19 protein-coding genes and 1 pseudogene are annotated in these 26,152 nt (G+C 68.7%); 5 read left to right on the forward strand and 15 right to left on the reverse strand.

Translation table 11 applies throughout. The features are described from left to right. Nucleotides 1-13 precede the first annotated feature (13 nt). Nucleotides 14-679 carry a DUF5336 domain-containing protein gene (locus G6N58_RS02200; RefSeq protein ID WP_147289384.1) on the reverse strand — a complete coding sequence of 222 codons (666 nt, stop codon included), beginning with the start codon at nt 677-679 and terminating at the stop codon, nt 14-16. 58 nt (nt 680-737) lie between these two features. Then, complete coding sequence (gene eccE, locus G6N58_RS02205; RefSeq protein ID WP_232067697.1) at nt 738-2,495, reverse strand: type VII secretion protein EccE; 1,758 nt, start codon at nt 2,493-2,495, stop codon at nt 738-740. 138 nt (nt 2,496-2,633) lie between these two features. Here eccE and eccB point away from each other — a divergent pair, with 138 nt between their 5' ends. Then, complete coding sequence (gene eccB, locus G6N58_RS02210) at nt 2,634-4,151, forward strand: type VII secretion protein EccB (RefSeq protein ID WP_163907840.1); 1,518 nt, start codon at nt 2,634-2,636, stop codon at nt 4,149-4,151. Between the two features lie 24 nt (nt 4,152-4,175). Here eccB and eccD (G6N58_RS02215) read toward each other — a convergent pair whose 3' ends face one another. Beyond that, on the reverse strand, nt 4,176-5,666 hold the full coding sequence (gene eccD, locus G6N58_RS02215) for a type VII secretion integral membrane protein EccD (protein ID WP_163907842.1): 1,491 nt from the start codon (nt 5,664-5,666) through the stop codon (nt 4,176-4,178). Between the two features lie 129 nt (nt 5,667-5,795). On the opposite strand from eccD (G6N58_RS02215), the gene eccCa reads away from it, so the two are divergent. The 4 genes and pseudogenes from eccCa to G6N58_RS30680 all read left to right on the forward strand — a co-directional run. Continuing rightward, nucleotides 5,796-9,812 (forward strand): type VII secretion protein EccCa, encoded by a 4,017-nt coding sequence (gene eccCa / locus G6N58_RS02220; RefSeq protein WP_115279905.1) that lies wholly within the window; start codon nt 5,796-5,798, stop codon nt 9,810-9,812. Then, nucleotides 9,809-11,200, forward strand: a complete 1,392-nt coding sequence (eccD, locus tag G6N58_RS02225; RefSeq protein WP_115279904.1) for a type VII secretion integral membrane protein EccD — start codon at nt 9,809-9,811, stop codon at nt 11,198-11,200. The genes eccCa and eccD (G6N58_RS02225) overlap by 4 nt, the downstream gene beginning before the upstream one ends. Next, the gene (mycP, locus tag G6N58_RS02230; protein WP_170314325.1) at nt 11,197-12,558 is read left to right on the forward strand and encodes a type VII secretion-associated serine protease mycosin; all 1,362 of its coding nucleotides are present in this window, start codon (nt 11,197-11,199) and stop codon (nt 12,556-12,558) included. Before eccD (G6N58_RS02225) ends, mycP begins: the two co-directional genes overlap by 4 nt. Before the next feature lie 481 nt (nt 12,559-13,039). Next, nucleotides 13,040-14,128, forward strand: a pseudogene (locus G6N58_RS30680) (MinD/ParA family ATP-binding protein); the annotation flags it as partial. Nucleotides 14,129-14,147: 19 nt separating this feature from the next. Here G6N58_RS30680 and G6N58_RS02240 read toward each other — a convergent pair. The 12 genes from G6N58_RS02240 to G6N58_RS02295 all read right to left on the reverse strand — a co-directional run bounded on the left by G6N58_RS02240 (nt 14,148) and on the right by G6N58_RS02295 (nt 26,125). Further along, nucleotides 14,148-14,456: a hypothetical protein gene (locus G6N58_RS02240; RefSeq protein ID WP_115279903.1), complete on the reverse strand. Its 309-nt coding sequence runs from the start codon at nt 14,454-14,456 to the stop codon at nt 14,148-14,150. Beyond that, nucleotides 14,453-14,770: a hypothetical protein gene (locus G6N58_RS02245; RefSeq protein ID WP_115279902.1), complete on the reverse strand. Its 318-nt coding sequence runs from the start codon at nt 14,768-14,770 to the stop codon at nt 14,453-14,455. The genes G6N58_RS02240 and G6N58_RS02245 overlap by 4 nt, the downstream gene beginning before the upstream one ends. Nucleotides 14,771-15,155: 385 nt before the next feature. Further along, entirely contained in the window at nt 15,156-16,277 is a 1,122-nt protein-coding gene (locus G6N58_RS02250; RefSeq protein WP_115279901.1) for an RES family NAD+ phosphorylase, read from the reverse strand. 33 nt (nt 16,278-16,310) lie between these two features. Continuing rightward, a complete protein-coding gene (locus G6N58_RS02255) occupies nt 16,311-17,534 on the reverse strand; it encodes a WS/DGAT/MGAT family O-acyltransferase (protein WP_115279900.1) in 1,224 nt (407 codons plus the stop codon). Next, the gene (locus G6N58_RS02260; RefSeq protein ID WP_115279899.1) at nt 17,531-18,436 is read right to left on the reverse strand and encodes an alpha/beta fold hydrolase; all 906 of its coding nucleotides are present in this window, start codon (nt 18,434-18,436) and stop codon (nt 17,531-17,533) included. The genes G6N58_RS02255 and G6N58_RS02260 overlap by 4 nt, the downstream gene beginning before the upstream one ends. A 7-nt stretch (nt 18,437-18,443) precedes the next feature. Next, nucleotides 18,444-19,160, reverse strand: coding sequence for an Rv1363c family protein (locus tag G6N58_RS02265; protein WP_232067699.1), 717 nt, complete (start codon nt 19,158-19,160; stop codon nt 18,444-18,446). Further along, a complete protein-coding gene (locus tag G6N58_RS02270) occupies nt 19,157-19,849 on the reverse strand; it encodes an Rv1363c family protein (protein ID WP_115279898.1) in 693 nt (230 codons plus the stop codon). Before G6N58_RS02270 ends, G6N58_RS02265 begins: the two co-directional genes overlap by 4 nt. Beyond that, nucleotides 19,813-21,276 carry an MCE family protein gene (locus G6N58_RS02275; protein ID WP_115279897.1) on the reverse strand — a complete coding sequence of 488 codons (1,464 nt, stop codon included), beginning with the start codon at nt 21,274-21,276 and terminating at the stop codon, nt 19,813-19,815. Before G6N58_RS02275 ends, G6N58_RS02270 begins: the two co-directional genes overlap by 37 nt. A 1-nt stretch (nt 21,277) precedes the next feature. After that, on the reverse strand, nt 21,278-22,405 hold the full coding sequence (locus G6N58_RS02280; RefSeq protein ID WP_115279896.1) for a virulence factor Mce family protein: 1,128 nt from the start codon (nt 22,403-22,405) through the stop codon (nt 21,278-21,280). After that, on the reverse strand, nt 22,402-23,694 hold the full coding sequence (locus G6N58_RS02285) for an MCE family protein (protein ID WP_115281875.1): 1,293 nt from the start codon (nt 23,692-23,694) through the stop codon (nt 22,402-22,404). The genes G6N58_RS02280 and G6N58_RS02285 overlap by 4 nt, the downstream gene beginning before the upstream one ends. A 38-nt stretch (nt 23,695-23,732) precedes the next feature. Beyond that, nucleotides 23,733-25,100 (reverse strand): MCE family protein, encoded by a 1,368-nt coding sequence (locus G6N58_RS02290; RefSeq protein ID WP_115281874.1) that lies wholly within the window; start codon nt 25,098-25,100, stop codon nt 23,733-23,735. Further along, nucleotides 25,097-26,125, reverse strand: coding sequence for an MCE family protein (locus G6N58_RS02295; protein WP_115279895.1), 1,029 nt, complete (start codon nt 26,123-26,125; stop codon nt 25,097-25,099). The genes G6N58_RS02290 and G6N58_RS02295 overlap by 4 nt, the downstream gene beginning before the upstream one ends. Between the last annotated feature and the right edge of the window lie 27 nt (nt 26,126-26,152).

Consider the following 26,152-nt stretch of genomic DNA (forward strand, 5'->3'; position numbering starts at 1 on the left):
GCCGAGCCGGCCATCAGGTGCCGGGGACGGTCGGCGTGGAGCCCACCACGGCCGGGCCCGGCACCTGATGGGTTCGATCTGCCCGCATCACCGACGGCACAACGTGACTGACGCTGACTCCACCGTCGCCCTGCCCTCGGTGCTCCGAGGCAGGCGTCGCGGGCGAACTCACGTACTGGGCATATTTGTCCTGCGACCAAGCCCACGCGTCCTGCTCGCCGCGGGCGTCACCGGTGGCGTATGCGTCGTCGCTCTCCGGGGCGGCGTACTGCACCGTCGCCTGCGCGCCGTAGCCGAGCGCGTAGTCCTGGTAGGCGCGCACATAGCGGGCATACGCGGCGTACTCATCCTCCGGTGCTGCCGCTGCTCGCGGTTCGAGCAGGAGAGCACCGATGGACACCACCACCTGCAGGGCCGTCAGCACATCCACCACGGTCAGGACCCACCCGGCCCCCACAGCGGTCGCTGTCGTGGTGCCGGCGGCAGCCAACGCCGAGACGGCCACGGCGACAACGAGCCAACCGCGCACCTGCTGGCCGGGCAACAGCCCGGTGACCGCAAGTGCACCCGCCAGCACCGCACCGGTGGCGATCAGGTGCTGCGGTGCGGCAGCGATCAGGCACACTGCCCACGTCGCCAGGCCGAGTGCACCGGTGCAGGCCCAGAGTATCTTCTGCACAACGGGATTGACGGACCCACGGGCCGACTCCGACTTCGGCGCCATCCACCCACCATGGCTATCTGGTTCTTGGCTCATCGCTGCTCCTGTTCTCTGTCCGGTCCTGGTCGAGTGACGACCCGATGAAGCGCATCTCCTGGTCACTGGCCACCATCGTCACCGTGGCCGAACCGGTTGCCGTGGTCACCCTCACGACGTCGCGGTCCACGTCTATCAGCTGCAATCGGACGTCGGCGGCCGTTGCCACCGGGCTGTGGGTGGGGCTGACCACGATGACCGTCATTCCTCCGCGCGCCGACTGCTCGGACACCCCGTCGTACATCTCCACCGAGTAGTCCCGACGCGGACCCCGTTCAGCCGCAATGCTTTCGGCACTGACCGCGTGCAGCCGGCCCGCGTCGCCCACCGCGTCGACCATCTCTTGCCACGCGCCCGGCCGCCGGGTGTGCACGCGGACCCGGGCCCCCAGCGCCAGCGAGCGCAGGATCACCTGTTGAGCCAGGTGGAGTGTGCCGTGCACCTGCACCCGGGTGATGCCGGGCCCGAAGAGCGGCACCGCGACCGCGTGGCCGAGATCGTCGGCGCCGACCACCTGACCGCATCCCGAGGCGGGCAGTTCGAGGCCGGTCAAGGCTGGAGTTCCCTCGCCCGGGACTGTCAGCCACCGCCCGACCTGCCGTCTCGGTGCGGGTAGCGGGGAAGCGCACACGAGCGCGTCGTGCTGGCGCCCGAACAGATGGCGCAGGCCGGCGATCGCCGTCCGCCCCCGATGGCGGCCGAGTGAGTCCAGGCGCACGATGCCACGAACCTCGACCGCCTCACGCTGCGGGTGGCAGCGCAGTGACAGCGTGACCGTGGTGGAGCGGCTGGGCAGGGTCCACAGTGACGAGAGCCCATCGGCGGTGCACAGCGCAGGTTCGAGTCCGCTGCTGGACAATTCGAGCCGACCGTGATGGCATGCCGACCAGCTCTCCTGCACCGAGTCGAGATCCAGGGCGCCGGTGAGCTCGGTGACCGCGCGGAGCATGTCCGAGGCGGTGGTGGTGTCGGCCTGTTGTCCGGCGTCACGCAACCGGTTGGCCACCCGCCGCGTCGCAACGGCGGCGGTGCGCAGCGCCGCGTCCCACCCACCACCGCGGGCGCGGACCGCCTCGGGGCAGCGCGCCGGATCCAGCCGAACCGCCACCCAGACCGCGCGGTGGGCGATGGCAGGCAGTGGGCCGAGCAGGCCTTCGTACATGTCGGCGAGGTGTCCGTCCCCGGCCGAGCGGGCTCCCCGGCTGATCACGTCGATCGCCTCCAGCGTGATGTCGGACTGCCGCAGGCACTCCCCCAGCACGCCCACGGGCACGGTGTCACCGGTCACGGCTCGACCCGGCTGAAGCACCGTCAACGACGGCGGCGGCGCGACAACACGGATCAGCGAGGTCAGAGTCTCGCCGTCCCAGGAGAATCCGATGGGCGCGGCGTCGGACTGCTCGTGGTCGAATGGGGCCCACGTGATCGTCGAGCGACGCCGTCGGTCCCGCCAGAAGCGCACCCGCGCAAGCACCCGCCGCGAGAGTGACCGCCCGTCGCCCGGCACCACGAGCACCAGTGCGACAAGCACTCCGCACAGCACTCCCCACGCAAGCGGGCGGTCCAGGAGCAGCGCGGCCGTCAGGCCGGCAGCTCCACCCGCCTGGACCAGGGTCAGGTCGACCAGAGGCATCACCCGCTCGACCAGGGGCCGGTCGGCCGAGGCGAATGCCGTCACCGGCGGAGCCGGCGACACCGGGTTGCGCACACCGCGTCGACGCGTGGTCGTCCTGCTCAACGGCTGGTCTCCATCCAGAATGGTGGCGCTGTGTCGGGCCGCGCCGTGAATGCTTTCGCGGCGAACTCAGTTCTCTACAGGTGAGTACGTTCCCGACACGGCAATCCTTCGGGACAGCACAGGCGGAGGAAGGCATACATGCCGGCACAGGTGACCACACGCGCCCAGGTGAATGGCTACCGCTTCCTGTTGAGACGGTTGCACCATGCGCTCATCCGGGCGGACTCGCGGATGATCCACGACCCGATGCGAGGGCAGATGCGGGCCCTGCTCACCGGTGTGGCCACCGCTCTCCTCATCGCCGGAGCGGCCGGGATCCTGGCCTTCTTCAAGCCGGTGCCCGACTTCGGGAACTCCTCGATCATGTTGAGTGAGAGCGATGGAGCCCTGTACGTCCGGATCGGCGAGAGGTTGCATCCCGCGCTCAACCTGGCGTCGGCGCGGCTGGCGGTGGGACGCAACGAGACACCGGGCCGGGTCGACCGCAGATTCCTCGACACCGTCGCCCGCGGCCCGGCGCTGGGCATCATCGGTGCGCCCAACGCCATTCATTCCGGCGAGGACCCGAACTCGTCGGCGTGGGCGGTCTGCGATTCGACGGTGACGCCACCTGTGACGACCACGGTGGGCGCGGCCTTCGTGTCGACGACGGTCCTGGCGAGCAATCCCGCCCTCAGCCCCGACATCCGGCCTGCCGGTACCGGTCAGGCGCTGCTGGTGCGCTTTGGTGACGCCACCTATCTGCTCTACGACGGGGTCCGTGCCCCGATCGATCCCAGCGATCCGGTGCTTGCCGCGGCGCTGCACTCCGAGGGTGTCGAACCCAGGGAGATCTCGGTGGGGCTGCTGAATGCGTTCCCCCTGGTCGCACCGATCCGGCCGATCCGTATCGACGGGATCGGCGCGGCCACTACGTATCTGGGTGAGGAGTATCCGGTGGGTTCGCTGGTGAGCACCACTGACTCGCGGGGCGATCAGCTGTATGTCGTGTTGGCCCAGGGCCTTCAGCCGGTCTCAGCGCTGACCGCCGACATCATCCGATACGGCAATCCCGAATCCGCCGCCGGGCGCACCCCGGCCACCCTCTCACCGGCGATGCTCGGCCGGCTGCCGATCGTCGACGTACTGGAGGTCGGCGACTATCCCTCCACGACAGTGGAGGTGGTGACCGCCGAGTCCGCGCCCGTGGTGTGTCTGTTCTGGGAGCGCCGCGTGGGAGACGCCGCCGCAACCACGACGGTGCTGCTGGGCAACCGGCTGCCGTTACCGTCCGACGCCCGGCCGGTGCAGCTGGCCGGCGCCGACGGCGGTGGGCCCGGCGTCGACGCGGTGTACCTCAAGCCGGGCACCGGCCAGTATGTGCAGGCCGTCAACCCGGGCTCGGGGCCGGCGCTCGGTGAGCTCTTCTACGTGAGCGACGTGGGCCTGCGGTACCCGGTCAAGGACGCTGCGACCGCGGCGGTGTTGGGTCTGGCCGGAGTGCGCGAGTCACGCGATACCCCCGAGCACGCTCAGCCGGCACCGTGGCCGATCCTGTCGCTGCTGCCGCCGGGCCCGCGACTGTCGCGGGAAGCGGCGTTGATCATTCACGACGGCATGGCCGCGGACCCGGCCGGCGCTCCCGTGCTGACGGCGGGCAACACCCCGCCGTCCTGACCACGGCGGGCGCTACGGTGGCCCTCAGAGCCGCAGCCCGCGGAAGAACGCATACACGCCGATGATCCAGCACGCCAACGGTAGGATCGTTCCGACGGCGAGATACTCACCGAGTTCGACCAGGCGCCGCATCACCGGGGAGAACTCCACCCGGGGCGCCAGCAGGCCACACGCCACCACCACAGTGGTCACCACGATCAACGCCAACGCGGCCCAGACCCGCATCTCGGGCAGGAACACCGCGACCTCGGCGACGAGCAGCAGCGCGGTGACCAGGCCGCCTCCGATCAGGGCGGCGGCCTGCACCCGGTCGTGGTGACTGCGTCCCCGCAGGCAGAGCACCGTCGCCACGGCGACGCCGAACGCCGCTCCGGGCCAACGGAATCCATCGATGGCACCGAAGGCCAGGCATGCGCCGGTGACGGCCGCGACCGCGGCCCCGGACACGATGCCGGTCAGGTACTCCGAGGCCCGGGAGAGGCGTTGGACCATCCCCTCCTCGGTGGGGACCACGCGGCTGATCGCGCGCAGCGCATCCACCCCGTTCACCGTCGTCCCGCCCTGGATTTCGATGTCGTCCAACGGTTCTCCCGCCGTCGGGACACGGGGGACCGGCAATCGCGACAGCATGATGGTGATGCCGGGCGCCAGGTACACGACGACGACGGCGACCGAAGCCAGGATCGCCCCGAGGGTCGGCGGCGCCGGATCGGCGGTCAGCGCAGCCAGCGAGGTCGGGATCCCGAACGCCGCCAGCGTGATGATCCCGCTGAACAGGGCTCCACCGGTTCCGGTGCACAACAACAGGAGCAGCGCGACCAGTGCCGTCACCGCGAACGCGACCGGCAACCCCCCTATCCCCTGCGCGGCGGGCACAACATGGAGCAGCCCGCCGACCAGCAGGGGCGCCACCACCGCGAAGAGCCCCGCGGCGCTGACCCGAGTCCCGGCCCGCCGAGCCCCGATTCCTGCCGCTCCCGCGCCGAGGAGGCCGATCAGGACCAGGACCATCGCCGCGACGGGAACATCGAAGAGCAGGGGCGCGGAGGCGAAGGCGGGCAGGACCAGTGCCGCGGCCATCGACAGCAGCGCGCCCGCCGCGTACCACCCGGTGGCCGCCGGCCACCGCGACCGGGGGGCACCGCCCGGTTGCACACCGAGCCCCGGCACCTCGTCGACCAACACCGACGGGGCAGGCTCCCCGACCTCCCGGATCAGCAGGACATCGCCGTCGAACACGTCGGCCTCGGCCAGGGTGCGGCGGGGGTCGATGACAGCGCCACCGATGCGGGCGAAGGTCCACCGCCCCGCGTTCGGCACGTCATCCTCGCCGTGGCCGTCCACCTCACCGAGGTTGGCCATGGTGATGATCTCGGCCGCCAGGACGGAGGCGCTCACCGTGGTGGGCAGACCCACATCGATGAGGTGGGCACCGACGACGACGGTCACGCGGCTCAACTGCTGGTCGTCGTCGGACTCGCCGTCAGGTGGGGACAGTGTGGTCGGCAATGTCATGGTTCGGTCACCCCTCGGCGTTACGTGTCGGACGACATCCCTTCTCAGACCGAACGAGTCGGCCGAACTTTTCGTTCTTTCTGTCATGACCGGGTTCAGACCGTCAGGGCCCGACCCACAGGAGGTGAGATGACCAGGCAGGGCTTCATCCGTCGCATGCGGTTGTCGCCGCCGCGCATGCCGGGTGGCGAGGTGAGCCTGCAGTCGCCGCCGGAGGTGCCGCGGGTGATCCCCGGGAATCTGTTGATGAAGCTGCTCCCGATCATCATGTTGGTGGCGGTGATCGGGATGATCGCGCTGCTGATCACCGTGGGCGGCCGCAACATCAGCCGCAATCCCATGTTCCTGCTGTTCCCGATGATGATGATCATGTCGATGGCGGGCATGTTCATGGGGGGCGGCAAGTCCGGCAAGGCCGCGGCCGAACTCAACGAGGAGCGCAAGGACTTCTTCAGCTACCTGGCCGGGTTGCGCGACGACGCCGAGCAGACCGGCGCAGGGCAACGGGCGGCACTGCAGTGGAGCCATCCCGACCCGAGAACCCTTGTCGATCTGGCGGGCACCCGCCGCATGTGGGAGCGGCGACCCAGTGACAACGACTTCTGCCACGTGCGCGTCGGCCTCGGCACACATCGCCTGGCCACCCGTCTGCTGGCCCCGGAGACCGGACCCCCCGAGGATCTGGAACCGGTGTCCACCATGGCGCTGCGCCGCTTCGTCGCCACACACTCGGTGGTGCACGCCCTGCCGACGGCGGTCTCCCTGCGGGCATTTCCCACCATCAGCTTCGACGGCGACCCCGCCGAGATCCGACAGCTGGTGCGCTCGATGGTGCTGGAGCTGTGCACCTTTCACGGTCCCGACCACCTCCGGATCGCGGTGGTGACCTCGAACCCCGACAACGTGCACTGGCGGTGGGTGAAGTGGCTGGCCCAGGCCCAACACGAGACGCTGCGCGACGGCTGCGGCACAATGCGGTTGCTGTTCCCGACGCTGGAGTTGCTGGAGAGCGCGCTGGAGGCCGACCTTGCTGAACGTGGTCGCTTCAACCGGAATTCACAGCTCGCCGAGGGGCAGCGGCATCTGGTGGTCGTCATCGACGACGGGTACGTCAGCGGTGACGAGCGGTTGATCACCGACGCCGGACTCGACAGCGTCACCGTGCTGGATCTCAACGGTCCCCGTGAGGGCGCCGCATCGCGGCGCGGTCTGCAACTGGTGGTCGACGGTGACGACGTGGCCGCGCGGACAGCCGCCGGCATCGAATCCTTCGCCAAGGCCGATGAACTGAGCCTCGCCGAGGCCGAGGCCACGGCGCGCACATTCAGCCGGTTCCGGCCCGGGGGCGCCGCCCACATCGTCAATCTCGAAGCCAACGCCAGGTCCACCGATCCCGGTCTGATGGCGCTGTTGAAGATCTCCGACGCCGCCGAGATCATCCCGGAGGAGGTGTGGCGTCCCACGTCGGCACGTAAACGACTGCGGGTCCCGGTCGGCGTCACCCCCTCGGGGCAGCCGCTGGAACTCGACATCAAGGAGGCCGCCGAGGGCGGGATGGGCCCGCACGGACTCTGCATCGGCGCGACGGGTTCGGGCAAGTCGGAGTTCCTGCGGACTTTGGTGCTGGCCATGGTGACATCACACTCCCCCGAGGCACTCAACCTCATCCTCGTCGACTTCAAGGGTGGTGCCACTTTCCTGGGGCTGGACGGGCTGCCCCACATCGCGGCGATCATCACCAACCTCGAGGAAGAGCTGACGATGGTCGACCGCATGCGAGACGCGCTGGCCGGTGAGATGAACCGTCGCCAGGAACTTCTGCGTTCGTCGGGCAACTTCGCCAATGTCGGCGACTACCAGCGCGCCCGGGCTGCGGGCGCACCGCTCGACCCTCTGCCTGCACTGTTCATCGTGGTCGACGAATTCTCCGAGTTACTCTCGCAGAAGCCGGATTTCGCCGAACTATTCGTGATGATCGGGCGGCTGGGCCGCAGCCTGCACATACACCTGTTGCTGGCCTCGCAGCGCCTCGAGGAGGGGAAGCTGCGCGGCCTGGATTCCCACCTGTCCTACCGGATCGGCCTGAAGACCTTCTCCGCCGGTGAGTCCCGCAGTGTGCTCGGGGTTCCAGATGCCTATCATCTGCCCAGCGTCCCCGGGTCGGGGTTCCTGAAGTGCGACGCCAATGAGCCCGTGCGCTTCAACGCCTCCTACGTGTCCGGCGTCTACTCCAAACCACGCCTCACTGCCGGCGGTGGTCGCCCGTCGTCGCTGGGCAACCGGGCACCCAAGCTCTTCACCGCGACGCCCGTGGAACGCGACTCGGATCCCGTCGCGGTCCCGGAGGCCGAGCCCGAGCAACCCGAGCAGGAGTCCTCGACGCCAGCCACCCTGCTCGACGTCGTGGTGTCGCGGTTGCACGGGCACGGCAGGCCTGCCCACGAGGTGTGGCTGCCGCCGCTGGAGGACAGCCCTGCGGTGAACTCCCTGCTGCCCGACTCCCGATGGGACGAGCCGCGAAACATCAATGGCCGTTTGCTGATCCCCGTCGGCATCGTGGACCGGCCCTACGATCAACGCCGCGACGTGATGGTCCTCGACCTTGCCGGAGCGAAGGGCAACGTGGCCATCGTCGGCGGCCCGCAGTCGGGCAAGTCCACTGCCCTGCGCACGCTCATCATGGCCGCGGCGGCGACCCACACCCCAGAGCAGATCCAGTTCTACTGCCTGGATTTCGGCGGTGGCACGCTGGGCAGCCTGACCGGCCTCCCGCACGTCGGCAGTGTGGCCGGCCGGATGGATTCGGACCGGATCCGCCGCACCGTCGCCGAGGTGACCGGCCTGCTGCGAGCCCGGGAGCAGCGGTTCCGCGAGTTGGGCATCGAGTCGATCCGGGACTTCCGACAACGCAAGGCGCGGTTGGCGGCGCTGCCACCGGAGGAGGCAGCGCTGGACCCGTTGAGCGCCGACCACTTCGGCGACGTGGTCCTCGCCGTCGACGGGTGGGCCACCATCAGAAGCGATTTCGAGACGCTCGAGCCCGCCCTGCAGTCCATCGCGATCCAGGGCCTTTCCTACGGTGTTCATCTCGCGATCACCGCCACCCGCTGGATGGAGATCCGGCCGGCGGTCAAGGACATGATGGGCACCCGGGTCGAGCTGCGGATGGGTGATCCCATGGACAGCGACGTCGGGCGCAAGTTCGCCGAGCTCGTTCCGGTGGGCCGTCCCGGCCGAGGGATGAGCGCCGACCGGCTGCATATCCTGATCGGCCTGCCCAGGCTGGACTCGTCATCGGACGTCGAGGATCTGCCCGCCGGTGCCGCCGCAGCGTGCGAAGCGGTGCACACGCACTACGGTGACCGCGAGGCGCCGCGGGTCCGGATGCTTCCGCACGACGTCGATCTCGACGCGGTCACCGCCGCCGCGGCCGCCGCAGGCGCCCTGGGCAGGAACAAGGTGGCCATCGGCGTCAGCGAGTCGGAGCTGGCACCGGTGGTGTTGGACTTCGACGTCCAACCGCACCTCGTCGTGTTCGGGGACTCGGAGTGCGGCAAGACCGGGCTGCTGCGCACCGTCGCCACCGGGCTGATCGCGAATGCGACACCGGAGGAGTGTCAGCTGGTCGTGGTCGACTTCCGGCGCACGCTGCTGGGTGCGGTCGACAGCGACTACCTGAGCGCCTACGCCACCGCGCCGCAGTCCTGCGGTGAGGCCATGACAAAGCTCGCACAGCTGTTGGCCACCCGGCTGCCTCCCGGTGATGTCACCCAGCAACAACTGCGGGACCGGTCATGGTGGCAGGGCCCCGACATGTACGTCCTGATAGACGACTACGACCTGATCCCCGGCGGATCGATGAACCATCCACTGGGCCCGCTGCTGGAGTACCTGCCCCAGGCCCGTGACGTCGGCCTGCGGGTAGTCATCGCGCGCCGGATCGGCGGGGCCGGGAGGGCCATCATGGATCCCGTCATCGGGCGTCTGAAGGACCTGTCGTGCCACGGTCTCGTGATGAGCGGCACCAAGGACGAAGGAGCGTTGTTCGGTGTCAAGGCCCAGCCCATGCCACCCGGTCGGGGCATGCTGATGTCACGGTCGGTGAACTCCGACGTCGTTCAACTGGCACGGATGCCCGACCTGTGACTGACATCGCGCTTCCCACCTACGATCTCGGGTTCAGCAGCACCGGCACGGTGTCCCCGCTCGCCGAGCTGGTGCGGGTCGCCGTCACCGGGCAGGACCGCCAGATCGACCTGTCCCTGCCGCTGGACGTTCCCGTCGCGCTGCTGCTGCCCGAGATCGTCCGGATGTTCAGCGACGCAAACGAGCCCGAGGACCGGCCCAGAGACGTTGTGTGGGTGTTGATCCGAGCGGGAGCACCGCTCGAGCCGGGTGACACCCTGCGCGACGCCGGGGTGGCACGCGATGACGTGATGAACCTACAAGGCCGCCGCACCCACACCGCGCCCACGCTGTACGACGACGTGGTGGACGCCGCGGCCCGGCTGAACCACTCGGGGCATCCCGGCTGGAACCCGGCGGCCGCCCGCGTGCTCGCCTACGTCGGGATCGGCCTGGTGACCGCGGCGTGGATCCACCTCGTGGTGACCGACGCATCGAGTCCGCGGCGGGTGGCGTTGATCGGACTGACCGCCTTCGTCGCGGGGGTGTTGCTGGTGGTGGCGACGATCCTCGCGCGCTCAGGTGGGGCAGCTCAGGACGGCGCCGCGCTGGGCTGGGCCGCCATCCCCGTCGCCGCAGCGGGTTGTTGGGCCGGCGTGTCGCCCCACGGAAGCTGGGCGCTCACCGCGGCCGCGTTGGCGTTGCTGCTGCTCAGCGTCGCGGCCTACCACCTCGTTGGCTCCGGCCTGGCCGGTTTCACCGCGCTCGCGGTGTTCTTCACCTGCGGCGCAATCGCATTCGCTGTGCACGCGGCGGGTGTCGACGGTTTCGGCGCGGCCGCGGGCCTGGCCGCCGGTGCCACGATCGCGACCGCCGCGGTCCCTCGACTGACCGCGCGTCGGGAGTTCTCGACGTCCGCCCCCGCCGACGCGGAACCGGCCGCCGCCGACGACTTCGCGCGGCGGGCAGTGCGGGCCCGTTCGCTGCGTGCCGGGCTGTACGCCGGGCTGGCCGCGGGCACCTGCGTCGCGGCGACGGCCGCGACCTGGCTCGCCCCCGCGCCGGCGTGGTCCACGTGGGCGTTCGGCGTGGTGTGCGCCGCCGCCCTGGGGTTGCCCCGCCCCACAGCTCCCGCCGGCCTGGTGCGGGCGATGGCAGGCCCACCTGCGGTGGTGCTGTTCATCGCTGTCGCAGTCCACGCCGTAGGAGGTGATCAGCCGATCTCGCTGTTGGGCGCCGCCACGCTACCGGGCGTTGCGACGGTGCTGGCCGCCGTCGGGACCCGGGCCGCCGCACCGCGCCGCGGCCGGGGAGCGCTGCTCCCGGCGGTGTCCTACCTCGCCTGGGCTCTGGTGGTCCCCACCGCCCTGTGGGCAGTGGGCGCCCAGGCCGGCTGGAGTCTGACGTGAAGCGCTGGAGCAGGCTGGTGGCCGCGGCTCTCGTCCTCGGGGGCATCGTCGTCTGGCCGGCGCCCGCGGCGGCCGTCGGGCCACCCGTCATCGCGCCGGGACCGCCGCCGATCGGCCCGGTCGCCCCGCTGGACCCCACCGAGCAGAAGACGGTGTGCGCGCTGCCCACCACCCTGCCGGGCACCCGGTACGAGCGCCGCCCCGCCGCCGACATGATGCTGGACTACAGCGCAGTCTGGCGGTTCTCCCGGGGCGCAGGCCAGAAGGTGGCCGTGATCGACACCGGAGTCTCCCGCCACCCCCGGTTGCGTGACCTGCAGCCCGGCGGCGACTACGTCTCATCCTCCGATGGGCTCAGCGACTGCGATGCCCACGGCACCCTCGTGGCCGGGATCATCGCCGCAGCACCCAGTCCCGACGACGGCTTCAGTGGAGTGGCACCCGAGGCGGCCATCCTGTCCATCCGGCAAAACAGCGGCGTGTACTCGGTGGAGGGGGCGGGCACCGCCCAGGACGATCCCAACGCGACGTCGGCAGGTTACGGCAACACCCGGACGCTGGCCTACGCGATCGTGCGGGCGGTCGACCTCGGGGCCACCGTGATCAACCTCTCCGAAGCCGCGTGCGCCCCGGTGCAGATAGGCATCGACGACGACGCGGTGGGACAGGCGGTGCGGTACGCGTTCGAGCGCAATGTCGTGGTGGTGGCCGCGGCGGGAAACATTGCCTCACAGGGCAAGTGCTCCGTACAGAACACGGGGGGCGACCCGAACCTGTCGGTGACCGACACCTGGGGATCGGTGCGTACCGTCGCCAGCCCCGCATGGTTTTCCGACTACGTCCTGACCGTGGGTGCGGTGACGACGGCCGGGGAGCCCTCGGAGTTCTCGCTGCACGGACCGTGGGTGGACGTGGCGGCGCCCGGCGAGCAGATCACCTCACTCAGCCCCGCTGGTCCTGGTCTGATGAACGCCTGGCAGGACCCGACCGCCGGGCCGGTGCCGGTGGCGGGCACCAGTTTCGCTGCCCCTTACGTCGCCGGCGTGGTCGCGCTCCTGCGGTCACGATTTCCGGAGATGTCCGCCGGTGAGGTGATGGACCGGATCAAGCGTACGGCCCGCATGGCCGCGTCGGGCCCCGATGCCGCCGTGGGCCACGGCGTCATCGACCCGGTGGCCGCACTCACGTTCGAGGTGCAGAGCACCTCGACATCCGCCACCGGACGCCCACTCCCCACCCCGGCGCCGGGCGAGACGGCCGATCACCGCGCCCGCAACCTCGGGCTCGCGGTCCTGCTCGGATGTGTGGTGCTCGGGGGCATCGCCATCGCCACGCTGACCATGCCGACGCCGAAATAGCGCCGGATCCGAAACACTCTCAACGACAACAGGAGCGACCGTGACCGACGTGAACGAACTAGTCCAGCATCACGACACCCCGGACCGCGTACCGGTCACCGATGACGTGGACAGCCGTGCGGCCGCACTCATGGCCCGCCTCGCCGCGCGCGCAAGCGGACCGGATCCAGCTCCCGAGCCCGCGCTCAGCGCGTCGGTACCTGGTCCGTACGACGAGGACATCGCGCCACCGAGCCCCGAGCTTCCCCTCGAGGACACGCCCGCGGTCGAGGATCCCGCGTGGCCGTCGGAGGACCGGTCTCCCACCGGGCGGCGCATGGCCGCACCACCGTGGCAGTCACCCGTCGATCCGGTGCACGAAACCTTCCCCCCGCGGCCGGACCACGGCGTGCCTCTCGAGATCGCGACACATTCGCCCGCAACGGAATTCGACGACAACCGGCAACCCGAACTTCATTCGGACCAGGCAACCGGTCCCCGTCCGCCGCTGCCGCCGCCGCCCGGCTGGATCCCGCTGCCTCCACCTCCGGGCTGGCCGGGGCAGACACTGTTGCCGCCTCCGGCCCGGCAGATCCCGCCGGCAAGATCGGCCGCCCACCGCGGTGTGCCCCCGGCTGTTGCCGAACCCCGGCTGCCGGTGACGCTGCCGGGTGGTCACCTCCGTGACATCACCACGTCCCCCGACGCGGACGAGGTGGCACCCCAGTTCGGCTGGCGCCGGGCCGTTTACCGCGCCACCAGGGGGCGGGTCAACCCCGGGGTGTCTGCGGTGGACCGGGAGTTGCAGACCCTGCTGAACACGGTCCGACAGCCGTTGGCCGGCGACTTCCGGGTCGCGGTGCTCTCGATCAAGGGGGGTGTCGGCAAGACCACCACCACCATCGGCCTCGGTTCGGCGTTTGCGATGGCGCGTTCCGATCGTGTGATCGCCGTCGACGCCAATCCCGACCGCGGCACGCTCGCCGAACGCATTTCGGACTCATCGACCACCTCGACGGTGCACGATCTGCTGCTGGATCCGAACGTCGCGCGGTACGCCGACGTCCGGCGACACACCCGGCTGGCCCCGAGCCGCCTCGAGGTACTGGCCAGCGTGCAGGATCCCGCGGTGGCGGAGGTTTTCGGTGAGAGCGACTACCGGCGCGCGATCGAGATCCTGCAGCCGCACTACAACATCATCCTCACGGATTGCGGAACCGGGATCATGCACTCGTCGATGGCGAGTGTGCTCGAGCTGGCGCACTCCCTGGTGCTGGTGAGCTCCCCGGCGGCGGATGCCGCGCGCAGCGCCGCGGCCACACTGGACTGGCTGACCCAGCACGGTCACGGGACTCTGGCCCGGGAGTCGCACATGGTGTTCAGCGGCGTCCGGGCCGGCTCAGTGTCACCGGTGTTCGACGAGGTGTACCGCTACTTCGAAGCCAGAACCGGTTCTGTCCACGTCGTCCCGTTCGAATCGCACCTGGCCCGGGGCGCCGACGTGGACTTCTCCATGCTGTCACCGAATGCGGTGCGCGCGTACCTCGATCTCGCCGGCGCTGTGGCCGGCGGGTTCGCACGGGTGCGGTAGAACTGCGCCCGGCGAGTGTCTACTCGCCGGGCGCGGGGACGCTTCGGGCACGTTCACCGAATTCCCTCAGCAGAAACACCTGTCGATCAACAACCAATTCGGCTGCGGTTCTCGAGATCTCGACGATCTGACCGGCCAGCGCGCCCGAGCCATCGCGGTAGGCGCGTTCGTGCAACCACAACCCGGTCAGAGCGCCCCACCCATCGACCCGCACGCGCACCGACCCGTCGGCGTTACTGACCTCCACCGACAGCGAGTTGATCTGCTCATTGAGGTCCAGTACGAGGTCACGCTGCTCGACCAGACGGCTCGGAGAATCCGCGTTCACAGGGGACCCGACCAGTCGTCGTCCTCGTCGCCGTCGAACTCGGTGAGCCCGGCTTCGGTGCGTTCCAGGTCAGCGGCTGTGGCGAGGTCCAGCCCCTGGATGACCTCCGGGCTGACCCCGTGGGCCACCAGATCTTGGCGGCGCGAGACCTGCAGGCGCTGGGCCGAGAGCTGACAGAGCAGAAAGATCTCGGCCGCCAATTCCGCTGCAGGCCGCCCGAGTTCGCGTTCGTGGATCGTGAGGCCCACCGGGAGGCCGCGTTCGGTGGTGCGCACGGCAATACCGCCACCTGGGGAACGCAGGGCGCCGTTCATGTCAGTGACCTCTTTCGGGATTTACCGTACTGACCTATGACCGTTGTGACGCAATACTTTTCGCCGCAATTCGCAGCTCCTCTGTCACGATCGTACGCCACCGTGCGCGTCCGGCGCGGCGACGATCCGACCCGGGTTCGACCACCACGATACGATCGCGCCGGTACCTGACGGCAGTCCGCTCCCGAAAGGCACAGAACGCGCGGCGGAGTCGACTCGCCCGGCGATCTGCACCCAGCCGAGCCACGGGCTCCTCGCCAATGGATGACACGAGATACAGACCGGGGCGATTGGTCGCTGGCATAACTTCATGGTGCACCGCTGGACCGGAGGGATCTTGGAGATCACGTGGAGATTGTGCAGAGATCGTCCGGCGAATGGACTGTCAACGCGCGACGGTCATCACCCTACTGGTTGTCACGGTAGCCGGATCCATGGCGAGCCAGGTGGCCTCGGTCTCGGCCTCCGCGTCGGCGCAGGCATCCGGACCGACGAAGACCACCACGTTGTTGCCGGGCCCCTGGGTGCTGGGGAACATCAACCCCTCGACATGCTCAGGGAAGGCGTACCGCACGTACTCGGTGAACACCTGGGTGGGCACGTAGTCGATGTGCTCCCGGCCGTCAAGTTCGACCGGCAACGTGACATCACCGACGAACTGCTGCAGGAACCGCAGGCCGAAGTACTGCACCCGCCCGGCAGGATCGAAGATGCTGGGGGGCTGCGGAATGTTGGTCAAATCGATCAGCCTGATGGGCCGTGTCGGAGTGAACTCCGCAGTGACCACGTACCGGTACGAGGTGTGTGAGCCGGCCTCGGCGATGGCCGTGGCCCGGTCGGTGGCGCCGTAGAAGATGCTGATACCCGCGGGGCTCATGCGATTGGCCGCCGCCCGGTCCGCCGGCGGCGGCCCCAGCTCCGCCGCATGCACCCACTGCGCTGCTTCGCTTTCCGACAGAGCCATGCGAGCGCGGTACAGCGGCACCGGGCAGGACACCGGCCACACCTGCTCGGTGTGCTGACCCACATCGGAAACCACCTCGAGCAGCCGTTCGGCGGTCATGCCACCGGAGCCGGTGGGACTGCTGGCGAAGAAGTACCGCATCTCGTACTTCACCAGGTGCTTGAACGTCTCCCAGCCGTCGGAGAGCTGCTCGATCTGGCTGCCCTCCCGGTGGTCACGACGCCACCACGTTGTGGTGCCGCTCAATCCGGCGGCGACGTCTTCACTCAGACCGGAGTGAGTGACACCCGCAGCGGCCAGGATCTCGCGGGCGACCGCCCGCGGCGTCTGCTCGGCGGTGGAACCGTTGGTGGCTCCGGGCTGAAAATGCAGGTCGACGCCCACCTGCAGGGCCGCCATGAACGCGTCGAAGGCGAGGGCGATGGGTGTGGGAGCCTGCGCCACCGGGGTGCAGTAGTGACACTGCAGTCGCGTCGCGTTTTGCTGGATGTGAGTGCGCAGGAAGAGATCGGACACATGCGACGGGCAGACCGCGGTCAGCATGGCGCACAACACCTCCCGATCCAGAGAATAGGCTCAGCTCAGGGCGTGGTCCAGTCGATCCACGTAATCATCGATGTCACCGACCGATTCGGCACCGTGCACACTGATCGCCACCACATCACCGAGACCGTGCACGCCGTGCACCAGCGACATCATCGGCGACAGCCCCGGGTAGCCTGCGGTGAACAACACCCGGGCCGCGCCGAAGAACAGGTCGGCCGGCCCGCGGTTCACGCTTGTCACCACCGTGTTGCCCGTGACCGCCGCCGGGCGGACGCTCGGGTCGAACTGCTGCACACCCCAACGCAACAGCGGTGCGGGTACCGCGGCGAAGGAGCGTCGGGCAGCCAGCGCCGCGGGGTGATCTGCCCGCGCCCTGGCCGCGGCCAGATCGGCGGCGATCAGCGCGTGCCGATCGGGTTGGCCGGGGTACAGCCCCACCCCGACGTTGCCGAAGTGGTTTCGTGCAGCACGGTTACCGCTGTGCGCCATCGGCACCTCCGCCGCCAGTTGCGAGACATCGGCACCACGCTCGCCCAGGTAGCCTGCAAGCGCGGTGCCCACGGCGGACAGCGCGGCGACGGTGACGGTGGGCCCGTGCAAGGCGCTCCGGGTCCTGAGGAGAGTGCGACCATGCCGCCTTCCCGCGGGAGCAGCGTTGCTCAGCAGAGGCGGGCGCGGCGCCGGGGGCGGCATCAGCACCCCGGCAGCGACATCGCGCAGTTGTTGCCGGTGCGCACGCGCCGCGGTCACCGAACGGGCCAGCAGGCTACCGCGGCGGCCCACGATCACCGGGGCGACGGGCTCCGCACGGCCGAACAGCCACCCCGCCAGGGCGGCACTGCGGGTACCGTCGGCCAGGGCGTGCGACATCTGCAGCGCGACAACGGTGGCCGCGCCCGACGCACCGGGTGCGCCGTCGACGGGGGTGAACACATGCAGCCGCCACGCAGCCTCTCTGGGGTCCAGGGATTGCTCGCCCAGCATTGTGACGGCGTGCAGGCACGCGCCCCAGGTCATCCCGCCGTGTTCGACGAACGCCGGCACGTCGGCGAACACCCAGCGCGGCGCCAGCGCCGGGTGCTCGTCGAAGATCCGCAGGCGCAGATCGTGGCACACCGCGGCCCGCCGCCGGACTTGCGCCAACACCGGGCCTGCCGCGGGGGCACCGTCGAAGACATAGACCAGTACCTGGTCATTGGGGATCTTCGCCGACAGCCAGTACGACTGGGCGTCGACCGCGGCGAGCCTGCTCACCGCCCCGCTGTGAAGTCGGCGATCAGGGCGGCCACCGCATCAGGCTGTTCGAGCTGCAGGAAATGTCCTGCGTCGGCGACGATCTGGGAACGGCTGCCCTCGGGCAGGATCCTGGCGACCCATTCGGTGTAGTCGGCGGAGGCACAGCCGTCGTCGCGGCCATGGAGGTAGAGCACGGGTATCTGTGGCGCCGAGAGCCAATGTCGGTGCAACTCGGCATACTGCTGCGGCGGGGTGTAGTTGCGCACCGTGGCCCGGTAGGGGCCCAACGCAGCGCGCCACCGCCGTGGTGCGCCGATGGCCGCCACGACGTGGCGCAGGTCTTCACCTGCGTCGTACCCGGGTGACCACTGCCGCCACAGTCGGGGCACCACCCAGTTTGCGGAACGTTCAGGCAGCCAGGGTAATTGGAAGTACATGATGTACCAGCTCCGCATGAGCTGGTGAGGAAGGCGGGCGGCCAAGCGGGCCGGATGGGGAACACGACCGAGGGGCCGGAACGACGCCGCGGGCGGCACCGACATGATGACGGCCCGGCGGAACGGGGTGTCCGGCATGGCCGCCAGCCCGGTGGCCGCGATGGCGCCCCAGTCATGGCCGATCAACAGATCGTCGGGTGCCGCACCCACAGCGTCGCGCACCCGTAGCGCGTCGTCCATCAGCGCACCCACATGGTAGGCGCCGTCGACCGGGAAACCCGACGGCGCATAACCACGCATCATGGGGGCCACCACCCGGTAGCCCGCGGCCACCAGAAGCGGAGCCAACTTGCGCCAGCCGAAGGCGGTGTCGGGAAAACCGTGCAGGCACAACGCCATCGGCGCGGTGTCCGGCCCCCACGTCAACGCCTTGAGGGTCACTCCCGAAGCGGCGACCTCGATCCAGCGGGCGTCGGTGGTCATGGCTGACTCAGACCGGATTAAATTCGGAGATCAGCCAGCGATCCCCCACCCGGTCCATGGTGACCTGGACGCTGGAGGTGGTCGCGGTGGGCGCGTCGGCCCCCACCACCACGGTCTGGTTGACGAAGACCAGGACCACGGCTTTGTTGGGCTCGGCAGACACCGACGCCGCGGCGGGCACGGTGGCCGTTGCGGAGATCTGCTTTTCCTTGGAACCCGGGATCACCACGTCGTTGATCAGCTGGGTGTAGGAATCGCGGAACTCACCCGTGAGCAGATCCCGGGCAGAACCGAGGTCCTGCTCCACCGTATCCGGTTGATAGGACAGCAGTTTCACGGTGGCATCCTTGGCCACCTGGACCGATTCGATGCGAACCACGTCTTCGCTGCGCACCGAGTTGTCGAGCCACTTGAGGTATCCGGCCACCCCGCCGAGAACGAGGGCCAGCGCGGGCAACACGGCGAACACGAGCACCCGGGGCCAGGTGCTGCGGGTCTCCTCCGCGGGCGTAACCGCCTCGGACGTGGCCGGCTCCTGGATATCTGTCGGCTCTTGGACATCGGCCGGCTCATCGACCTCCGACGACTCGTCGACCTCCGACGGCTGCAGCTCCTGGGCGGTGCTGTCGGTCAATTCGCCAGAATCCGTGGTGGTTTCGGTGGGCACGCCGGTGGAATCCTCGGCGGTGGTGTCGTCGTTGATCTTCTTGTCCTCGGTGCTCACGGCACGAACTCCACGTTCGACACCTTGGTGTCCTCACCCACCTTCTTGACCGAGATCCGCATCCGCCAGGCCCGCGGTTCCTGTTCGGGCGCGCCGACATTGGAGGTTCGCACCGTGATGGCGACCAGGACCTGCGCCCCTTCGGCGTCCTCGGACTCCAGCCCGGCAGAAGTCACCTCACCGACGGACCTGGACTGGGCCTGGCGCACCACGTCCACGAACGGTTGGGTGCGAGAGGAGAAGTCGTCGTAGAACGAGTCGGTCGCCGAATCCAGGATGCGTTGCACGTCGGCGTCCACGGTAGCGACGTCGATGGTGGTCAGGTTCAGGGCAGCCTGCCTGCCCACCTGGAGAAAGACGTCGCGTTGCTCAGCGAGTTGGCGCGACTCAGCGGTGCGATAGCCCAGCCAGCCGACTGTGGCACCCAGCGCCAGCACCACCACCACACCGATGACGGCGGCCAACTTCACCGGCGACATCGGCTCTTTGGCCGCGACCGGCGCAGCCGGTGTCTCGGCACCGTCGGTCTCGGGGAAGTCCTCGACCTCTGACTCGCTGGTCGCGCTGTCTTCTACATCGTCTCGAGGCGATTCCGTCGCACCCTCCGGGGCTTCGTCGGCCTCGGAGGTCTCCGGATCACCGGGGTCCCCCTTCAGCTTCCCTTCGGGGGCAGCAGCATCGTCTGCCATGTTTGCTCCTCTGCGGCGCCGCGGGCCAGATCGGCTTGCTTGTACACATGCCCGTCGGGTCCAACGTACGTGCCGGTGTTCGGGTCGTATTCGGCGGCTGCGATAGGCGGCAGCGCCGGAGCGGGCGGCGGCGCGGCTTCTGCAGGTGGCATACCCGGCGGGACGTCGGGGATGGCCTGACCCGAGTTGGTGGCGTTCGGGTCGCCCTTCCAGTTGAAGCCGTTGTTCAGCGGGGCGTACACCTCGTCGCTCTCGCATTCGCGCACCGACGCCGCACGTTTGCCCGGGACCGTCACACAGGGGACGTTGCGGGCGCCGCGCACGTTGAACGACGAGTCCTGGGGGATGCGACAGTACAGGTTGCCCGCCACCCGATCCGGAGAGTCCACCGCCGCGGGCGGACGCTGCTGCTGCGCGGGCAGGAAGCCGGTGGTGCAGGGGGGCGGCAGGTTGAGGTTCAGGTTGAAGCTCAGGTAGGCGCCCTTGTAGTCCTGCTTGGTGTGCCGGTTGGCCACACCCGTGGCCGAGGTGACCGCGGTGCCCTGCGGCAGCAGTACCAGCAGTTGCTCCAGGTTGGGCTGATAGGTGATGGCCACCTCGCCCACGCTCACCAGGTTGGCCAACAGCACCGGCAACGACGGCTGCAGGCGGTCGAACAGAGCGCGCACCTCGTCAGCGGCTCCCGACCCCTCGTTCAGCACGCCGCGGACCGCGGGATCCTGATCACGCAGCTGCCCGGTGATGCTGTCCAGGTGCGCCGCCCAGGCTTGGATGGAGTCGGCGGTATCGGTCTGCGAATCCAGGACGGGCTCAGACTCATCGATCAGCGCGGTCAATTCGTCCAGGTTGGCGCGGGCGTCGATCGCCAGCGACGTCGACCCCTTGATGAAGCGGTTGATTTCAGGGCCCAGACCGCCGATGGCGATGTACGCCTCGTCGATCGCCGTCGTGAGGTTGTCGTTCGGGATCGCTTGCAGACCACGGTTCGTCGCGTCGAGCAGCGTGTTCACGTCGGTGGGCACCGAGGTGCGGTCCATCGGGATCACGTCACCGTCGGCGAGGTTCGGGCCGTCGCCGTTGCGGGGCAACAGCGTGATGTACTGCTCGCCGACCGCCGACTGGCTGTGCACCTCGGCGTCCAGATCGGCGGGGATCTTCTGGTTCGACCGCAGCACCAGCGTGGCCGCGACACCGTCGTCGGTCAGGCGCACATCTTCGATGCGGCCCACCTCGGTGCCCCGATAGGTCACGTTGCCGCGCTGGTAGATGCCTGCGGCCTCGGGCAGTTCGATGGTGACCCGGTACTCCCCGACACCGAACAGCATGGCGGGCAGGTTGATGAAGTTGAAGATCATCACTGCGCCGGCGGTCACCGCGATCAGGATGAAGATCATCAGCTGCGTCAGGATCTTCTTGCTCAGATGCATGTCAGCGCCCCTGGTCCCAACGGTACGGAGCGATCAGTGGATTCGCGCGGGTGTACGGGCTGGGCAGCTGACCGATGGTGCGGCCCCACTGCAGTTCCAGCTCGGTCAAATCGCCTTCCCAACGCGTTCCGGTGAAGAAGCCGCTGTCGATGCGGCTGAGCGTCAGATCGAAGACCAGGCTCAGGTTGCCGTAGTCGCCGCGCATCCAGTTACTGATGGTTTCTTTCGGCCACGGGAAGGTCGGAAAGAAGCTCAGCGAGCGGGTGAGTGCGGGCCCGGCGTCGGCCAGCGACTGCAGGACCGGTCCCAGGTCCTTGAGTTCCTGGACCAGTGCCTCGCGGGTCTGGTTCGTCGAGTCGGCGGCAAAGGCACTGAACTTGCCCAGCTGCACCAGCGCCTCGGACAGCTGGTTGCGCTGATCCTTGAGCACATCCAGGGCATCGGGGATGGTGCGCAGCGCTTCGTCGACCACCGGCTTCTGCTCGGCGATCTGTCCCACCAGACTGTTCAGACTCTCGGCCGCGGCGATGATGTCGTTCTTCTGATCGTTGTTGTACGCGATGAACCTGTCCAGCTGTTCGATCAGCGAGCGCAGATCGGCCTCCCGGCCGGTGAAGGCGGTGCTCAGTTCCAACGTGATGTCCTGGACCTGCGAGATACCGCCCCCGTTGAGGACCAGCGACACCGCCGCCAGCGTCTGCTCGGTGGTCGGATAGGCCCCCGCCGACGACAGCGGGATCATCGATCCCTCCGTCAGACGACCCTCCGGCGCAACGTCTTTGGGTGGCGCCAGTTCGATGTGCAGGGACCCGAGCAGGCTCGTCTGCCCCACCGTGGCGGTGGCGTTGGCCGGCAACTGGACGTTCTCGTTCAGGGTCATCGTCACCAGCGCATGCCAGCCCTGGCGTTCGATCTTGCTGACGTTGCCCACCGTGACGTCACCCACCCGCACCCGCGAGTTCTGCTCGATGTTGTCGACGTCGGGCATCTGCGCGGTGATGGTGAACGCACCGGGACCACTGCCCTCGGTGCCCGGCATGGGCAGCGAGTTCAGGCCCGTCCACCCGCCGCAGCCCGAGAGCAGCAGCGCTCCGGCAGATGCGGTCGCCACGGCAACTGTGCGTCTCATGAGCCACCTCCGGGCACCATCAGTCCGGGCAACCCGGCCGCGGGGTCGGTCGGCACCGCTTCGGCGGCCAACGGCGACGTGGGGGCCGGGGCCGGCGCGCTCTCGGCCGGCAGCGGAGCCACCGGCGCAGGTGCAGGCGCGGCCGGCGGCGTCGGCGGGATGTAGTCCGGTCGCAGCCAATCTTCGCTGAAGGTCACCTCATTGGGCCGTGCCTGGGTGCCGACGAACAGGTTCTGACCGATCGGCAGGAAGTTGTACTGCCTGTTCTTGACGATCGGCGCCAGGTACTGCACACACAGCTTCGACGACTGCTCGGCACCCATCCGGGAGGCTGCCTGGATGGCGCCGCACAGGAACGAGATCGGGTTGGAGAAGTTGTTGATGGCGAGCACGCTGGTGGCCGCACCCTGAGCAGGTTGGTAGATGTTGACGTAGTTCTGCAGCGTGTTCGGCGCGATGTGCAGCAACTGCTCCACGTCGTCGAGGTTGTCGTTGAGGATCGACGTCACCGCGGCCAGCTTGTCCGACGTGGTGCCCAGGGTCTCGCGGTTCTCGGCCACGAACGACTGGACCTCACCTACTGCGGTGTTCAGATCGCGGATGGCCGACGAGATCTCGTCGGGATCATCGGTCAGCAGACCGGTGACGTCGGCCAGGTTCTGGTTGAGCTGGCGCATCAGGTCGGTGCTGTCCTGCAGCGCCGAGACCAGGATCGACAGGTTGCGCACGGTGGAGAAGATGTCCGTGGAACGGTCACCGAGCGCCGAGAACGCCTGCGACAGCTTGATCACGGTGTCGCGGATGTTGGCGCCCTGGCCCCGCAGGTTGTCCGCCGCGGTGTTGATGGCCGAGCCCAGCGTGCTCACTCCGCCGGGTTCGGTGGGTTGCAGGGTTTCGGTGAGCCGCTCCAGCTGCATCCGGAAGGTGTCGTACTCCACCGGCACCGCGGTGCGCTCGAGCGGGATCACGGAGTCGGACTCCAACACCGGGCCCCCGGTGTAGGCCGGGGTCAGCTGAATGGCGCGGCCGGTGACCAGTGCCGGCGACAGGATGGCGGCCATCGCATCGGCGGGCACGTCGTGGCTGCTGTCGTACCAGAACGAGATCTTGACCCGCTCGGGCTCCGGTTCGATCTTGTCGATCTTGCCGACCGTCACACCGAGGATCTTCACGTCGTCGCCGACGAAGATGCCGTTGCTGTTGGCGAAGTACCCCACCACGTTGGTGCGGTTGGCGGGACCGCCTGGCCGCAGCAGCACAGCGATTCCCGCGATCAGGATCAGCACCATCACGATGCCGACGCCGATTCTGGAGTTCCTGGAGAGCGTCACTGTCCACCTCCGGGAGCGGCGGGCGCGGCCGGGGCCGGGACCTGACCGGGGGCCGGGACGGCCACCGGCGCGACCGACGGCACCGGGGTGGTGGCAATTCCCGGCGGAGCGGCGGCCGGAGGTCCGGGCGGCGGGCCGCCGGGGGCCGGGGCCGGGCCGGGATCGCGGAACGGATAGCAGCCGGTGGGGCCGGGCAGCGGGATGCCGGGCGGGCCGCAGCCCTGGTCGCCCGGATTGCCGGTGATGGCGTCGGGCAGGTTGAGTCTGGGATCGCCACCTTGGCCGGTACGCGGGAACGGCACCGGCAGCGCGGGGGTACCCGGCTGACCGATCTGCGGGTCGACGAGTTCGGTGGGCAGCAGGGTGTTCGGGTCGAGTCCGAGATCGGAGAACGCGGCGTCGATGAACGGCTGGCTGAACTGCCCGGGGATCAGGTTGGCGATGTAGGACTTGAAGAACGGCCCCGCGGCCACCGATTCGCCGAGCGCCATCGCATAGGTGGACAGCATGTTGATCGACTTGGCCACCCGGTCCTTGCGGTTCTCGATGGTGGCCAGCACACCGTTGAGCTTGTCCAGCGCGGGCCGCATGGTGGCGCGGTTCTCGTCGATGAAGCCGACCAGCTGCTGGCTCAGCGCCGAGATGTTGTTCGAGATCTGGTCCAGAGCGCTGCTCTGCGTCTGCAATTCGGCCAACAGCGCGTTGGTGTTGGCGATCAGCGAGACCACCTGGTCGCTGCGCTCGGCCAGTACGGTGGTGGCCTTGTTGGCATTGCCCAGCAGCTCGCGCAGCTGCGCGTCGCGGGCATTGAGCGTCTCGGAGAACCGGGCCACGCCTTCGACGGCCAGCCGCAGGTCCGGCGGGGTCTCGGAGAAGGTCTCCGAGAGCACCCGCAGTGAATCCGAGAGCTGGTTGGTGTTCAGGCCGCTGATGGTGGTGGTGAGATCGCCGAGAGCATCCGGGAGTTCGTAGGGCGGGGTGGTGCGATCGGTCGGGATGGGCCCTTCGAGCTGGCCGTCGCCGCGCGGGGTGATCTCCAGGAACTTGGCTCCCAGAAGGCTTTTCGTCTTGATGGCCGCTTCGGCGCGGTCACCGAGGCGAACGTTGTCGGCGACGTTGAAGCTGATCAGCACCTGCGCGCCGTCCAGCTCAACACCGGTCACCTGCCCTACCTGCAATCCGGAGACCTGCACCGGTGAACCGCTGCTCAGGCCACCTGTCTCGGCGAAGTAGGCCGAGTACGAGCTGGCGGAGTTGATCAGGGGCAGCTTCTTGTAGTTCAGCGCCAACAGCACGATCGCGACGATGCTGACGATCCCGACCAGACCGATGATGAACGCGTTGCGTTCTGCGAAGGGTTTCATCGCGGCGCGCACCTCCCGGTGCTCTGGCCGGCCACCTTCACATACACCGGCTGGCCTCCCTTGCCGTTGAGCTTCAGTGCGATGTCGCACAGATAGAAACTGAAGAAGTCGCCGTACATGCCTTGCCTGTTCAGGACCTGGTAGGCATCCGGCAGGGTGTTGAGCAGGTTGTCGAAATAGTCATGATCAGCCAGCACGATGCCGGCGCTACGATCGGTTTCGGTGATCACCTTCTTCAGCGGCGGGCGCGCCTCCGAGAGCAGCGCGGTGATGGACCCGGCAGCCTCATTGGTGTAGGCCAGGCCGGTGGCGATCTCATCCCGGCGCTCGGCCAGTCCGGCCACCAGGTCCGACAACGCGGTCACCGCCTTGCCGAACTGATCACTCTGTCCGGCAAGAGAACCCAGCACGTCGTTGAGGTTCACGATGACCTCGCCGATCAACTGATCACGGTCGGCCAGGGTGTTGGTCAACGAAGCGGTCTGGGTCAGGAAGGACCCGATGGTCGCCCCCTGGCCCTGTAGTGCGCTGATCAGTTGCCCGGTCAGGGCATTCACCTGGTCGGGATTGAGCGCCTGGAACAGCGGACGGAAACCGCCGATCAATGCGTCGAGGTCCAGGGCCGGTTCGGTCTGCGCCAGCGGGATGGTGTCTCCGGGACTGAGTGTCCTGGTGCCGCCTGCACCTTCGACCAACTGCAGGTAGCGGCCGCCGATGAGGTCGTCGTACCGGATCACCGCCCGACTGCCCTCGGTGAGCACCACCGAGTCCTGGGCGGTGAAGTCCACCACCACGGTCGAATCATCCTGGATGGCAAGGTTGGTCACCTTGCCCACCTCCACGCCGGCGATGCGGACGAAATCGTCGGCTTTGAGGCCCGTGACATTGCTGAACACCGCGCGGTAGCTCTGCTCCTTCTCGAAGCGCAGCTGACCGAACACCGCGAACAGCGAGAACATGCCCAGCAGACAGACAACCAGGAAGATGCCCAAGCGCCAGATGGCGCCTCCCAGGTTGTCTTTCACGGTTACCTCTCGCTGGTGGAACGGACG

This window comes from Mycolicibacterium tokaiense (assembly GCF_010725885.1).
GTDB lineage: Bacteria > Actinomycetota > Actinomycetes > Mycobacteriales > Mycobacteriaceae > Mycobacterium > Mycobacterium tokaiense.